This window comes from Pyxidicoccus xibeiensis (assembly GCF_024198175.1).
GTDB lineage: Bacteria > Myxococcota > Myxococcia > Myxococcales > Myxococcaceae > Myxococcus > Myxococcus xibeiensis.
Map to the genome: position 1 here is coordinate 1,171,608 of NZ_JAJVKV010000001.1, position 13,324 is coordinate 1,184,931.

General features: G+C 72.1%; 11 protein-coding genes. 10 read left to right on the plus strand and 1 reads right to left on the minus strand.

Going from position 1 to position 13,324, the window contains the following annotated elements; genetic code table 11:
* The first annotated feature begins 3 nt into the window (after nt 1–3).
* The 8 genes from LXT23_RS04715 to LXT23_RS04750 all read left to right on the plus strand — a co-directional run bounded on the left by LXT23_RS04715 (nt 4) and on the right by LXT23_RS04750 (nt 9,992).
* Nucleotides 4–648 (plus strand): LuxR C-terminal-related transcriptional regulator, encoded by a 645-nt coding sequence (locus LXT23_RS04715; RefSeq protein ID WP_253978855.1) that lies wholly within the window; start codon nt 4–6, stop codon nt 646–648.
* A 52-nt stretch (nt 649–700) separates the two neighbouring features.
* The gene (locus tag LXT23_RS04720; protein ID WP_253978856.1) at nt 701–2,218 is read left to right on the plus strand and encodes an AAA family ATPase; all 1,518 of its coding nucleotides are present in this window, start codon (nt 701–703) and stop codon (nt 2,216–2,218) included.
* Nucleotides 2,215–3,045 (plus strand): hypothetical protein, encoded by an 831-nt coding sequence (locus LXT23_RS04725; protein WP_253978857.1) that lies wholly within the window; start codon nt 2,215–2,217, stop codon nt 3,043–3,045. The genes LXT23_RS04720 and LXT23_RS04725 overlap by 4 nt, the downstream gene beginning before the upstream one ends.
* Nucleotides 3,042–4,700 carry a vWA domain-containing protein gene (locus tag LXT23_RS04730; protein WP_253978858.1) on the plus strand — a complete coding sequence of 553 codons (1,659 nt, stop codon included), beginning with the start codon at nt 3,042–3,044 and terminating at the stop codon, nt 4,698–4,700. Before LXT23_RS04725 ends, LXT23_RS04730 begins: the two co-directional genes overlap by 4 nt.
* Nucleotides 4,700–5,263 (plus strand): hypothetical protein, encoded by a 564-nt coding sequence (locus LXT23_RS04735; RefSeq protein ID WP_253978859.1) that lies wholly within the window; start codon nt 4,700–4,702, stop codon nt 5,261–5,263. Before LXT23_RS04730 ends, LXT23_RS04735 begins: the two co-directional genes overlap by 1 nt.
* Nucleotides 5,260–6,579: a phenylacetate--CoA ligase family protein gene (locus LXT23_RS04740; protein WP_253978860.1), complete on the plus strand. Its 1,320-nt coding sequence runs from the start codon at nt 5,260–5,262 to the stop codon at nt 6,577–6,579. Before LXT23_RS04735 ends, LXT23_RS04740 begins: the two co-directional genes overlap by 4 nt.
* Before the next feature lie 123 nt (nt 6,580–6,702).
* Entirely contained in the window at nt 6,703–8,829 is a 2,127-nt protein-coding gene (locus LXT23_RS04745) for a sensor histidine kinase (RefSeq protein WP_407692866.1), read from the plus strand.
* Between the two features lie 152 nt (nt 8,830–8,981).
* Nucleotides 8,982–9,992, plus strand: a complete 1,011-nt coding sequence (locus tag LXT23_RS04750; RefSeq protein ID WP_253978862.1) for an aldo/keto reductase — start codon at nt 8,982–8,984, stop codon at nt 9,990–9,992.
* A 9-nt stretch (nt 9,993–10,001) separates the two neighbouring features.
* Here LXT23_RS04750 and LXT23_RS04755 read toward each other — a convergent pair whose 3' ends face one another.
* Nucleotides 10,002–10,793 (minus strand): radical SAM protein, encoded by a 792-nt coding sequence (locus LXT23_RS04755; protein WP_253978863.1) that lies wholly within the window; start codon nt 10,791–10,793, stop codon nt 10,002–10,004.
* 55 nt (nt 10,794–10,848) lie between these two features.
* Between LXT23_RS04755 and LXT23_RS04760 the strand changes: the two genes are divergently transcribed.
* Complete coding sequence (locus tag LXT23_RS04760) at nt 10,849–12,135, plus strand: asparagine synthase-related protein (RefSeq protein WP_253978864.1); 1,287 nt, start codon at nt 10,849–10,851, stop codon at nt 12,133–12,135.
* On the plus strand, nt 12,120–13,313 hold the full coding sequence (locus LXT23_RS04765) for a glycosyltransferase (RefSeq protein WP_253978865.1): 1,194 nt from the start codon (nt 12,120–12,122) through the stop codon (nt 13,311–13,313). Before LXT23_RS04760 ends, LXT23_RS04765 begins: the two co-directional genes overlap by 16 nt.
* The last annotated feature ends 11 nt before the right edge of the window (nt 13,314–13,324 follow it).

The window sequence follows — 13,324 nt, forward strand, 5'->3', positions numbered from 1 at the left end:
CCCGTGTTGGACGTCCCCACCGCTCCGCTCCGCCTCGCCCTCGTGGCCGAGGACCCGCTCGCCCGGGGCGCGCTCTCCCGGGCGCTGAGCGACCAGGGAGGCGAGGTGCAGGTGGTGGCCACCGGCACCCAGGTGGAGCTGGAGTCCGCGGAGGGCGAGGCGCCGGACGTGGTGCTGTGGGACACGGGCCTACGGCTGCCGGACCCGGACACGCGGGTGGAGCTGCCGGACCTGGGGGCGCCGGTGCTCGCCCTGGTGGCGGACGAAGCCGCGGGCGAGGTGGCACTGATGGCGGGAGCACGGGGACTGCTCTTCCGGGACGTGGGCCCTGCCCCGCTGTCCGCCGCGCTGCATGCCGTGGCGCGGGGACTCTCGGTGTTCGAGCCCGCGCTGGCGGAGGTGCGCGCGGCGGCCCGGATTCCGACTGTCACGAGCCACGCCGCCGGCCCGGACTCCCTCACTCCCCGTGAGCGCGAGGTGCTGGCCCTGCTGGCGGAGGGCCTGTCGAACAAGGCCATCGCGGACCGGCTCACCATCAGCGAGCACACGGCCAAGTTCCACGTGAATGCGGTGCTCGCCAAGCTGGGCGTGCAGCGCCGCACCGAGGCCGTCGTCCGCGCCGCGAGGCTGGGCCTGGTCACCCTGTGAGCCACCGCCCCCCGATGCTAACCTCCCTCCGCGAATGGCCAATCAGGACTGGATGACGCGCCTGCTGTCCGGGCGCGCCTCGGCGGACAAGGGTCTCAACGTCCACCTCTCCGAGCGCGACGGCGGCAGCCTCCACGACAAGATGCGACAGGCGTACTGGTGGATCACCAACAACGCCGTCATCTGCCCCTACTACGACCTCGAGTTCGGCCAGCCCGCCTCCCTCAAGGCCCCGGGCGGTGACGAGGTCCACCTCCCCGACGACACCAGCTACAGCTCCTTCGTCCTCATCCCCCTGCTCACCCTCTTCACCTGCCGCCGCGCCCTGCTCGTCGGCGGCCCGGGCCGCGGCAAGACGACCTCCGCCGTCCTCATGGCCCTGCTGTCCGGCATGAGCCGCGACGAGGTCCACCGCGGCATCCAGCGCGGCCACCCCCAGCTGTCCATCTCCGACCTGCTCGGCGCCCCCCTGCCCGCCGACATGCTCAAGGCGGAGGACCTCTCCGCCGTGAAGGTCAGCTGGCGCAAGTGGATTGGCCAGCGCGTGAAAATCATCGACGAGTACAACCGCATCCCCACCAAGACGCAGTCCGCGCTCCTGTCCCTCATGGCCGAGGGCTACGCGGAGATGATGGACCAGTACGTCTACGCGGGCCGCTCGTCCTGGTTCCTGACGGCGAATGACGACCAGGGCGGCGGCACCTTCCAGGTCATCGAGGCCCTCAAGGACCGCATCGACGTCGTCGTGCGCGCCGTGCCCTTCAACTCGGGCTTCATGGACCAGCTCCTCCTGCGCCTGGAGGCCGACAAGTCTCCCGAGGAGCTCCTCCCGAAGGAAATCGTCTTCTCCCCCACCGAGCTGGAGCGCATCTACGCCGCCATCCTGGAGGTCGAGGTCCCCCGCGCGGTGCTGGAGCGCATCGCCTACTTCCTCGGGCAGCTCGACTTCTGCCGCATGGCCTCGCCGCGCTTCGAGTTCAAGCACAAGGACACGCTGAAGCTCGCCGGACAGACGGTGGCGGCGGTGTGCAACGAGCAGTGCCCGCTCGACAAGAAGATGCACCTGTGCACGCAGACGGAGAACGGCGTCAGCGTGCGCGCCTACCAGACCATCCTCCACTTCGCGAAGGCGCTGGCCTTCTTCCGCGGCCACACCGCCGTGGAGCTGGAGGACTTCCGGCAGATTGCCCCCTGGGTGCTGCACGAGAAGCTGGTGCCCAACACCCGCAGCGCCTTCTTCGAGGTGAAGGGCCACAAGGTGCTCCTCCAGGACCGGGTGGCCTGGATTCGCAACATGTTCGACATGGCCATGGCCCGCTTCGGCCTGCACGAGCCCATCCGCCGCAAGGTGTCCGCGCTGCGCACCGAGCTGGACAAGGGCCTGGCCGGCGTGGACCTGCGCACCACCGAGAAGCGCCTCGCCGCGGTGACGGTGATGATGAGCGACCTGCTCGCCAAGCAGGAGCTGTCCGGCCCCGTCTACGAGGACCTCATCCACCTCAAGTCCATGTACAGCCGCTACCGCAACTACGCGACGTGGCTGAAGGAGAACCCGGGCGGCAAGCCATGAGCGGCTTCGTGGACGAGCTGGAGGCCAATGCCCGCGGCCGCTTCGTGCGGTGGGACCCGGCCCTGTGGCGCGAGCTGCTCGCCGGCCCGGTGCCGAAGCTGGGCCAGGCGCTCACCGACGCGGGCACCCGCGCCGCCGAGGCCGAGGAGCTGGTGCGCGCCTACCTGAAGCTGGGCGCCGAGGCCATCGGCCTGGGCTACTTCTACCCGGCCAGCGCGGGCCGGCAGAACTTCTTCACCCTCGCCTGGGCGGACCTCGTGCCCCGCCTGCTCGCCGGAGTCCCCGCGCCCGAGCGCGCCGGCGTGCTCGCGCAGCTGTGGAACCTGGGGGAGAACCTCGAGTCCGCCCCGCCCTGGGTGCAGCGCATCTTCTGCCGCGTGGGCACGGACCTCACCTCGCTGGCCAACATCGCCTCCCTGCTGGAGGAGACCATCGCCTCGGCCACCGAGGCGCCGAAGGTGAAGCTGGCCAACCAGACGCAGCCCTACCTCGTCCACATGGCCAGCGAGGACAGCCGCTTCCTGCCCGGAGCCATGCACTTTCTGGCGCCCACCGTGCTGTGCGTCCATGACCGGCACCGCAAGGCCCTGAGCGGGCGCGAGGCGGCCACGCAGGGCCTCTGGCTGACGGAGGGCGCGCCCATCCGCCTGGGCGCCATGGGCTGCCGCGAGGCGCCGGAGCCCACCCACGAGCAGACGCCGTCGCTCACCTGGCTGACGTGGAACGACCCGCGCGTGGACGACTGGTTCGCCACCGTGGTCAACGACTGGCGGGCCGCGGGGACGCTGGAGACCTCGCAGTTCGTGGTGGTGCTCGTCCCGTCATGAGCCCGCCGCGCTTCACGCCCGAGACCGTCGCCGCGGCCTGGCGCGACGCGCTGGACCTGTGGGACGTGGCGGTGCAGCTCAGCCCGCCCGAGCCGCACGTGCCCTTCAAGCGCGACGACGACCACGGGTACGAGCCGCTGGCGTACATCGACCTGGTGAAGCGCCAGGTCGTCATCCACTTCGACCTGCTGCACGACATGGGCGCGGCGCAGAGCCTCACGGCGGTGCTGGCGCACGAAATCGGCCACCACGCGCGCTTCCCCCACACGCTCGGCTGGGACGCGGAGCTGCGGGTGCAGGAGCAGCGGCTCATCCCCGGGATGAAGCAGTCGCTCACCAACCTCTTCTATGACTTGCAGGTGAACGAGGTGGTGGGCCGCACGCACGCCGCGGAGCTGGCCGAGGTGTACCGCGGCTTCCAGCGCGTGCGGAACGAGCCGCCGACGCCGCTGTTCTTCTTCTACCTCGCCATCTACGAGGAGCTCTGGGGCCTCACCCCGGGAGACCTGGCCCCGCGCGCGCTGCACGCGCCGATGGAGGAGCGCTTCCCCGGCCTGCGCTCCGAGGCGCGCATGTTCGCGCAGACGTTCTACGCGCTGCCCACGCCGCGCCTCCAGTTCCTCTACTTCTGCGCCACCTTCATCCGCTACGTCGACAAGCCGGAGGAGGCGACGTACTGGATACCGCTGGGCGGGGACGTGTCGATGCCGGACGTGGACGACCTGGACGCGGCCGTCCGGGGCTCCGGCCAGTGGGACGACGCCATGGCCGAGGCCCGCGAGCGGGGCTGGCTGGACGGCACCTCCGGCACGGACACGCCGGACGCGCTGAAGACCATCCGCGACATCACCCACCACCTGCCCGGCGAGGGAGGCGGGAAGCTCCGGCGGGCGCTGGTGGGCCGGCACTACAAGCGGCTGGTGGAGCCGCACATCCTGAAGCTGCCCACCCCGCCCTCGCGCCCGGAGCCGTACCTGCGCACCCTCCCCGAGGCGTGGGAGTACGGAGACGACCCCGCCACCATCGACTGGACGCTGACGGTGCTGTCCCAGGGGCCGCTGGCGGCGGTGGCGCCGCTGCGCCGCGAGCTGGAGGCGGACCTGCCGCCGCCCTCGGAGCTGGGCGTGCCCTCGGTGGAGCTCTACCTGGACACCAGCGGCTCCATGCCTGGCCCCGAGGTGGGCTTCAACGCCATGACGCTGGCCGCGCAGGTGCTGTCCGCCTCGGCGCTTCGCAAGAAGGCCACGGTGAAGGGCATCGTGTACTCGGCGGGCAACCCCCTCGTCTCCCCGTGGATGTACGACGAGGAGACGGCGCGCGACTTCCTCCTCCACTACATCGGCGGGGGGACGGACTACCCCTTCGCGCTGCTGAAGACGCTGTCTCTCGAGCGGCCGGAAGCCATCCGCGTCATCATCTCCGACAGCGACTTCCTGGCGAACGTGTCCTCGGGCAACCACCTCGAGGTGCTGCTGGAGGCGACGCGGCGCTCGCGCGCGCTGGTGGCCTTCCTGGCGCTGCCGGACGACACGCAGGCGCGCAAGGTGCTGGCGCCCCTGCTGGCGGAACGGCGCTTCCGCCTGGTGGTGGTGACGTGGCTGTCGGACTTCGGGCCGGCGGCCGCCGCCCTCGCCCGGGCCCTGCTGGAGAACTGATGCTCTTCGACATCTCGACGCTTCGGAAGCAGCTCGCGGCCACCCCGCTCGTCTCGCCGTACCCGCATGCCGTGGCAGTGGCCATCATCGCCGACACCTTCCGGCTGGCGATGCTGCGGCCTCCCACGAAGAACGACTGGAAGGACCTAGAAGACAAGGGCCACCACGCGCTCTGGCGGGAGCAGGTGGGCGTGCTCGCGCACGTGCTGACGGCGTCGTCCCTGCGGGAATGGACGGCGACGGCGCTGAAGAAGGACGCGAAGGCGCACGCCCTCCTCCTGCGCTTCTTCCAGGCCATCGAGCCGCTGACGGCGCAGATGGTGCTCGCCAACGCCTTCCGGCAGGAGGAGTTCCTGCGCCGGTGGGTGGAGGCGGTGGGCGGGCAGGTGCTGAACGAGTCCGCCCGGGAGTCCGCCGCGCGGCTGGAGCAGCTCGACTACCGCAAGGCCCAGCAGGAGCTGAAGCGCGCGGAGCAGGCGCGCAAGCAGGAGGCCGAGCAGCGCGCGAAGAAGCTCCAGGAGGCCGCGCAGCGCGAGGCCGATGCGCGCGGGTGGCGCGAGTGACGGACGCCTTCCCAGTGGACCTGCGTGTCGCTCCGCGCGCGCACCTCCGCCGGGACACGTCCACGCAGCGCCCCCACCTCCCCTGGGCCGAGGCCATCGCCAGCGGCCTGTCCCACTTCGCCTCCCTCGCGGACGAAGCCACTGCCCGCGCGGCGCTCGATGCCCGCCTGGAGGGCCTGCGCGGCGCGCTGCTGGCCTCTCCTTATTATGTCCAACGGCTCCAGGAGGCCGGGCTGCACCCGGGAGACCTGCGCACGCTCGACGACCTGGCCCACTTCCCCGTGCTGGAGCGGACGGCGCTGGCGGCGCACTGGGACGCGGTGCCCACGCTGCCCGCCGACTCCGACGAGTGCGTGGTGGTGAAGAGCTCCGGCTCCACGGGCGACCCGGTGCGCGTCGTGCGCGACAGGCGGGACTGCCTGCACATGTGGGCGGTGCTCCGCTTCCTGGTGGCGCGCGCGGGCGCCGTGCTGCCGCCGCGCCCCCGGGTGGTGCTGCTGGACGCGCTGCCGGGCGGGCTGGAGTACTCGGTGCGGCTGCCCATCCTCTACGACGGGGCGCTGCACCGCATCTCCGTCCTGCGCGGGGATGCGCGCGAGCGGCTGTGCCGCGTGCGCCCCGCGGTGCTCTTCTCCGACCCGGAGGGGCTGCGCTGGCTGGCGGAGCAGCGCGACGTGCCTTTGCCCCGGCTGGTGCTCACCTCCGCGCAGCACCTGCCCGCGCAGCTGCGCGCGGCGCTGGCGCGGACGGTGCCGGCCCCCGTCCTCAACTACTACTCGACGACGGAGACGGGGCCGCTGGCGTGGGAGTGCCTGCGGGACGCGTCCTCGGGCCGCTTCCATGTCTTCGCCCCGGACGTGTGGCTGGAGCCGGGGCGGGACGAGGTGGTGGTGACGCGGCTGCGGCCTGGCGTGCTGCCGCTCCTGCGCTACCTGCCCGGAGACTCGGGCACGGTGCGGCGGGACGCGTGCGCGTGCGGCTTCCAGGGGTGGACGCTGGAGGGCTTCGGCGGGCGCGGTGCGTGCCACTTCCACACGCCGTCGGGCCGGGCGGTGGATGCGTGGGCGCTGGCGTGGGTCTTCAAGCACCATGCGCTGAGGGCCTTCCGGTTGACCCAGGTGGAGCCCTCCCGCTTCGAGCTGGAGCTGGCGGGCATGGCGGAAGCCGACCTGGACCCGCTGTGCGAGCGCCTGCGCGCGGCGCTGCGCAACCTGGGGTGGAGGGAGGTCGTCCTGCACGCACGCTCCGTGGCCGTCTCGGCACTCATCCAGGGCTCCAAGCCCCAGCCCTTCCGGGCCGGGCCGCCCCCCGGCTGAGCGCCCTCCGCCCGCCATTCAACACGCGGCGGAGTGAGACACGCTGCCCGCTCCCCTGGCGTGCTACGGCCAGGAAGCCGTCCCAGGGAACACCCGCCCCTTCCTCCAGGTCCACCCTTCGTCATGTCAGGCGCCCTTCCCTCTCACTCCTCTGCGTCCACGCCCGTAGCCCGGGGCGCCGTGTCCGGGGACCTCACCCCGCGGCTCCGGGCCTCGAGGACAGCCCGGTACGCGGTGGCGCTGGTGGGCGTCCTCCTGGCCCTGGCGCTCCAGACGGGCCTGTGGCCCTTCATGTCGGCCAGCCCGTTCCTGTTCTTCTTCGGCGCCGTCATGGTGGCCGGCTGGTGGGGCGGCTGGGGCCCGGCGCTCGTCGCCACGGCGCTCACGTTGGTGCTGGCGAGCTACTTCTTCCTGCCACCGCTCCACGGCTTCTCCCTCGATCCGGGCAGCATCATCGCCATGGCCGTGTTCAGCCTGCTGGCGCTGCTGATGACGAAGCTGAACGTGATGCTGCGGCGGGCGGAGGCGGAGCGCGCGGTGCTGCTGGAGCGGGAGCGCGAGGCCCGGAGGCAGGCGGAGGCGGAGCGCGCCCGGCTGCACGCCGTCTTCATGGAAGCGCCCGCGAACGTCGTCCTCCTGCGCGGGCCGGACCACGTCTACACCTTCTCCAATGCCCGCAACAACGCGCTGCTGGGCAACCGGCCCCAGGTCGGCAGACCGGCGCGGGAGGCGGTGGCGGAGACCGTGGACCAGGGGCTGTTCGACATCCTGGACCGCGTCTACGCGACGGGGGAGCCCTTCACCGGCCATGCGTTGCCGCTCCGGTTCGCCCAGCCTGACGGCTCGAAGCGGGAGACCTTCCTGAACCTCGTCTACCAGGCCACGCGGGACGCGTCGGGGCGGGTGGACGGCGTCGCGGGGTTCGGCTTCGACGTGACGGACCTGGTGCATGCGCGGCAGCGCGCGGAGGCCCTGGCCGCGGAGCTGCTGCAGGCCGAGGCCCGCGACAAGGTCCTCGCCGACTGGGGCGCCGCGCTGGCCTCCTCGCTCGACTACGCCACCACGCTGCGCGACATGGGCCGGCTGCTGGTGCCCGCGTTCGCGGACTGGTGCCTGGTGGACCTGGTGGAGCCGGACGGGACGTTCCGCCGGGTGGAGGTGGCCCACGCCGCCCCGGAGGACGCCGACCTGGCGCGCGAGGTGCTGCGCTTCCAGCTGCGTCCCGAGGGCAACCCCGACCATCCTCCCACCGCGGCCCTGCTCCGGGGCGAGGCCCTCCTCATCGAGGGCTTCACGCCCGAGCGCCTCGAGAAGAGCGCGCACAGCCCGGAGCATGCCCGGGTGATGCGGGCCTGTAACCCCGTGTCCTTCATCTCCGTCCCGCTGGTGGCGCGCGGGCACACCCGGGGGGTGCTCAGCTTCTTCACCTCGCGCTCCGGCCGGCAGTACACGCAGGCGGACCTGGCGCTCGGCAGGGAGCTGGCGCACCGGGCCGCGCTCGCCATGGACAATGCGCGCCTCTACCAGGAAGCCCGCGAGGCCATCCGCCTGCGCGACGAGTTCATGTCCATCGCCAGCCATGAGCTGAAGACGCCGCTCACCCCGCTGAGCCTGAAGCTGCAGGCCCTGGCGCGGGAGCTGTCGCGTCACTCCGACGCGGTGCCCCGGCGGGTGGTGGAGAGCTACGTGGAGGTCGGCACCCGCCAGGTGAAGAAGCTGTCGGAGCTGGTGGGCGACCTGCTGGACGTGTCGCGCATCGCCGCGGGGCGGCTGACGCTGGAGCTGGAGGATGTGGAGCTGGGCGGGCTCGTGCGCGAGGTGATGGCGCGGTACGAGCCGCATGCGGCCCGGGCGGGCTCCACGCTCCGGCTCGAGGGCGCGGACGGGCCCATCAATGGCCGGTGGGACCGGCTCCGGCTGGAGCAGGTGGTCACCAACCTGGTGGACAACGCGGTGAAGTACGGCAATGGCCGGCCCATCCACGTGAGCCTGGGGGCCCTCTCCAGCGGGGTGCGGCTGTCGGTGCGGGACGAGGGCATCGGCATCGACCCGGAGCACCTGCCGCGCCTGTTCGGCCGCTTCGAGCGGGCGGTGTCCGAGCGCCACTACGGCGGGCTGGGGCTGGGCCTCTACATCACCCGCACGCTGGTGGAGGCGCAGGGTGGCTGCGTCCGGGTGGAGAGCCAGCCGGGCCTGGGCTCCACCTTCACCGTGGAGCTGCCCACGCACCACCTCACGCCGTCCGCGTGACGCGCCTCGTCCCACGGAGCGGGTGTTCGGCCCCCTGACGTCCCTGCGGGCCGCCGAGCATGCCGTCCTCGACGGCGGCATGACGCTGACCATCTTCCACCCGCGTCGAGGTGAAAGCCCCGGGGCGTCATCACGAAGAGAGGCTGACGACAATGGACACACGGAAGCTGGGGAAGCAGGGCCTCACCGTCTCGGCGCTGGGGCTGGGCTGCATGGGAATGTCTGACTTCTACGCGGGCCGGGACGACGCGGAGTCGGAGGCCACGCTGCTGCACGCGCTGGCGCGGGGCATCACCTTCTTCGACACCGCGGACATGTACGGCTGGGGCGCCAACGAGGAGCTGGTGGGCCGGGTGCTGAAGCCGCACCGTGCGAAGGTGGTGCTGGCGACGAAGTTCGGCATCGTCCGGGACGCGAAGGACCCGACGAAGCGGGGCATCAACGGCCGGCCGGAGTACGTGAAGCAGGCGTGCGAGGCCAGCCTGCGCCGGCTGGGCGTGGACGTCATCGACCTGTACTACCAGCACCGCGTGGACCCGGGCACGCCCATCGAGGAGACGGTGGGGGCGATGGCGCGGCTGGTGGAGGAGGGCAAGGTGCGCTTCCTCGGCCTGTCGGAGGTGGACGCGGACGGGCTGCGGCGCGCGCACCGGACGCATCCCATCACCGCGGTACAGAGTGAGTACTCGCTGTGGAGCAGGGACCCGGAGGACAGCGTGCTGCCGGCGTGCCGCGAGCTGGGCATCGGCTTCGTGCCGTACAGCCCGCTGGGGCGCGGCTTCCTCACCGGGCAGATAAAGCGCTTCGAGGACCTGGCGGAGGACGACTACCGGCGCAGCTCTCCGCGCTTCCAGGGAGAGAACTTCCAGCGCAACCTGAAGCTGGTGGAGCACATCGAGCGGCTGGCGAAGGAGCTGAAGTGCACGCCCGCGCAGCTCGCCCTGGCCTGGGTGCTGTCGCGCGGGAGGGAGCTGGCGCCCATCCCCGGCACCAAGCGGCGCAAGTACCTGGATGAGAACCTGGGCGCGCTGGACGTGAAGCTCACGAAGGAGGTGCTGGAGACCATCGAGACCGTCGCGCCTCCAGGCGTCGCCGCCGGAGAGCGCTACCCGGCGTCGATGCAGTCCACGCTGCCGAAGGCGCCCGAGAAGCGCGCGCGCTGAAGCGGAGCCTCAGCCCCGCGCGGCGCGAGGCAGCTGCGCGTGGGGCAGCCATGCGCCGCTGGCGCCCAGGCAGTAGCGGCAGGTGGCCAGCGGCGTGTCCCGCTCCAGGTAGCCGAGCATCCGCTCCAGCAGGTCCGGCGCGTCCAGCGACACGCCGTCCACGGTGGCCAGCGCGGGCATCTGTGGGTAGGTGGCGCCGAGCACCGTGGCCACGTGTGGCGGACGCGTGCAGGCGTAGAAGTGGCCGGCGTGGACCAGGTGGCAGCGGACCTTGAGCCAGCAGCGCGCGTGCACGTCGCGCACGGCGGCGTCGGAGTCGTGTGGGGCGTCCGGGGTGAGCTGCTGGAAGGTGTCGGTGGGCTTCACCGTGAGGTGGACGCCGTGCTGCTCGCAGCGCTCGGTGATGCGGGCGATGGAGCGCTCGGGGAGCGGGGCGGAGGAGTAGACGGACAGGGTCATCCGGTCCAGCCGCTCGTAGACGGCGTCCGGGGCGCTCTGGGCGAGGAAGCCGTTGGTGGTGATGGAGACCTGCTCGGAGATGCCGGAGGCGCGCACGGCGTCCAGCACGGCGGGGAGGTCGGGGTGGAGGAAGGGCTCTCCACCGGTGAGCTTGAAGACGTTGGGGTGGAGGACCCGGGCCAGCCGGCGCAGGTCCTGTTCCAGTGCGGACGGCGTCACGGCCCAGGCCGGCAGGTGCGGCGACAGGGGGCAGCACTGCACGCAGCGCAGGTTGCAGTGGGTGGCGACGTGCGTCTCCAGGGACCAGGTGAGGATGCGGCCGTCGTGGACCTCGTAGCGCACGGCCGGGACTATAGCGGGGTTGCCCCGAGCCCCGGGCGCTTGTCACAGTGGCTGTGTGTCCCATGTCCCCGGCGATGCGAGCGGCCCGCTCGCCACCCTGCCCCGCTACCAGGCTCGCGCTTCGGAGCAGCGCGTGGACTCCGTGTGGAGGCTCGCGCCGGAGGCACTGGAGCCGGAGGCCGTCGCGGCGTTCCTGCTGCATGCGCTGGCTCCGGAGAAGAGCCTGTTCCGTGAGGTGAGCCGCGTGCCGGTGCCGGTGCCGCGCATCCTGCGTGAGGCAGTGGGGGAGACGTTCAGCGAGGAGGCGCTCCTCACCGCCCTGTCGAACACCGTGGGCCAGCACGTGGCCACAGGAGCACTGGACGTGAGCCTGAGCGGCGGCGTGGACAGCGCGACGCTGTGCGCCCTGGCCGCGCGCCACGCCCCGGGGCGGATTCGCGCCTGGACGATGGACGTCCACTTCGCGGATGCGACGGAGCGGCGCAACGCGAGGACGGTGGCGCGAGCCGCCGGGGTGGAGTTGGTGGACGTGCCCGTCCCCGATTCCCGGCTGCCAGACATGCTCGAAGCGGCGGTGCTGGCCAACGAGACGGCGCTCATCAACGCCCGCGCCGTGGCGAGCTTCATCTTCTACACGGAGGCCCGCGCACTCGGTGCGTCGGTGATGCTGAGCGGGGCCGGCGCGGACGAGGTGCTCCTCGGCAATCCGCAGGCCCTCGTGGCAGCGCGGGCCCGCGTGGAGGAGGACCGGAGGCTCGCCCGCGAGGTGCTGCGTCCCTCCGCTGTGGACAACTTGGGGACGACTCGCGAGCCCTGGGCGCCCTCCCCCGACGAGGCGGGCGCCTCCGAGGAGGTCCGCCACGCCGCCTGGGTGCTGCGCGAGCTGGTGCTTCCGCCAGAGCTCCGAGGCGCGAAAGTCCACGGCCTCACCCTGCGTACGCCCTATCTGGACGCAGCCTTCGCACACGTGGCGCTGGCGCTGCCCGAGTCCGTGCTCGTACGAGACGGTGTCGGCAAGTGGCTCTTCCGCCACGCCGTGCGCTCACTCGTCCCCGACGAGGTCCGCCTCGCGCGCAAGACGCCCCGCTATGCACAGACAGCCCTGTCCAGCCCCGTCCGGGAGCGCTGGCTGGAGCTGTACCGCGCCTGGCTCGCCCCCTCCCGGCTGGAGCCCCTGGAGGTCATCGACCCTGGCGCGGCGCTGGCGCTGCTGGAGCGCTACACACGCCTGTCTCCCGACGCGCCGGAGGCCGGTGGAATGGACCGGCTGTTGATGCGGCTCGTGTCCCTCGCCATGCTCCACAGGCACTGCCTGTACCGCACGCCATGTCCCGAATCCTGATTGCGACCTCGCCCGAGAAGGGCCACCTCAACCCCATGATTGGCGTGGCCCAGTGGCTGCGCCGCCTGGGGCACACCGTGGGCTGGCTGTGCATCCCCGAGCCCGCACCCCAGCTCGCCGGGCTCGGCGTGGAGGTCCTCCACCTGCCCTCTCCCGAGTCCCCCGCCCCCACCATCGAGACGAGCGGAGAGGTCCTGGCGCGGCTGGTGCTCGACGAGGTGGCGCTGGGAAAGTGGATTCGCGGACTGCTGCTGGACGCGGTGCCCGCGTTGCTCGAGCCCGTGCGCGAGGTGGTCCGCCGCTTCCGCCCGGACGTCATGGCGCTGGACGGGATGCAGTACGCCGCCGTGCTGACCGCCCATGAGGAGCGCATCCCCTGGGCGGGCGTGTCTTCGGCGCTGTCGCTGCTGGAGCCGATGAGCGACTACGGCCTGCGGCGCAACGTGCGAGCCCTGGCCGGAGACCGGCAGGCGCTGTTCGCCCGCCACGGCTTCGACGCGCGCTTCCGCAACTGCGAGTGCCTGTCCCCGCGCCTCAACCTCATCTTCGCCACCGAGGAGTTTCTCGGTCCCGACGCCGGGCTTCCGCCGGCCACACACCTCGTCGGCCCGTCGATACCGCCCGAGGCCCGGGGGGACGAGGTGGACTTCCCCTGGGAGCGCCTGGGCGCGAAGCCCGTGGTGTACGTGTCCTTCGGCAGCCAGATTTCGTGGCAGCCGCAGCTCTTCCGCACCATCGCCGAGGCCGCCGCTCCGCTCGGCGTCACGGTGGTGCTCAGCGCGGGCGAGCTGGCCGGCACCGACTTCACGCGCTCGCTACCCGGGGACGTGGTGGCCGTGCCCTACGCGCCCCAGCGGCAGCTCCTCGCGCGTGCCTCCGCGTTCGTCTCGCATGGCGGCGCCAACTCGGTGATGGAGGCAATGACGGCGGGCGTGCCGATGCTGCAGCTGCCCGTCTGCAACGACCAGCCCATCCAGGCGCACTTCCTCACGAAGTCGGGCGCAGGGCTCGTGCTGGAGCCGCGCACCCTGGCCGTGGACGAATGCCGCGCCGCGCTCCGCCAGCTCCTGGAGCCCGGGACGCCGCTGCGCCAGAAGGTGGCCGCCATCTCCGCGTCCTATCGCGCCCATGACGGAGCGAAGGAAGCGGCCGAGCGCATCGCCGGGCTCGCGGCGTGAGCCACGGAGGT

Excerpts from the sequence above, each read along its gene's own strand:
- LXT23_RS04720 (WP_253978856.1), top strand. The coding sequence starts at position 701 with ATGACGCGCCTGCTGTCCGGGCGCGCCTCGGCGGACAAGGGTCTCAAC.
- LXT23_RS04725 (WP_253978857.1), top strand. The coding sequence starts at position 2,215 with ATGAGCGGCTTCGTGGACGAGCTGGAGGCCAATGCCCGCGGCCGCTTC.
- LXT23_RS04730 (WP_253978858.1), top strand. The coding sequence starts at position 3,042 with ATGAGCCCGCCGCGCTTCACGCCCGAGACCGTCGCCGCGGCCTGGCGC.
- LXT23_RS04735 (WP_253978859.1), top strand. The coding sequence starts at position 4,700 with ATGCTCTTCGACATCTCGACGCTTCGGAAGCAGCTCGCGGCCACCCCG.
- LXT23_RS04745 (WP_407692866.1), top strand. The coding sequence starts at position 6,703 with ATGTCAGGCGCCCTTCCCTCTCACTCCTCTGCGTCCACGCCCGTAGCC.
- LXT23_RS04750 (WP_253978862.1), top strand. The coding sequence starts at position 8,982 with ATGGACACACGGAAGCTGGGGAAGCAGGGCCTCACCGTCTCGGCGCTG.
- LXT23_RS04765 (WP_253978865.1), top strand. The coding sequence starts at position 12,120 with ATGTCCCGAATCCTGATTGCGACCTCGCCCGAGAAGGGCCACCTCAAC.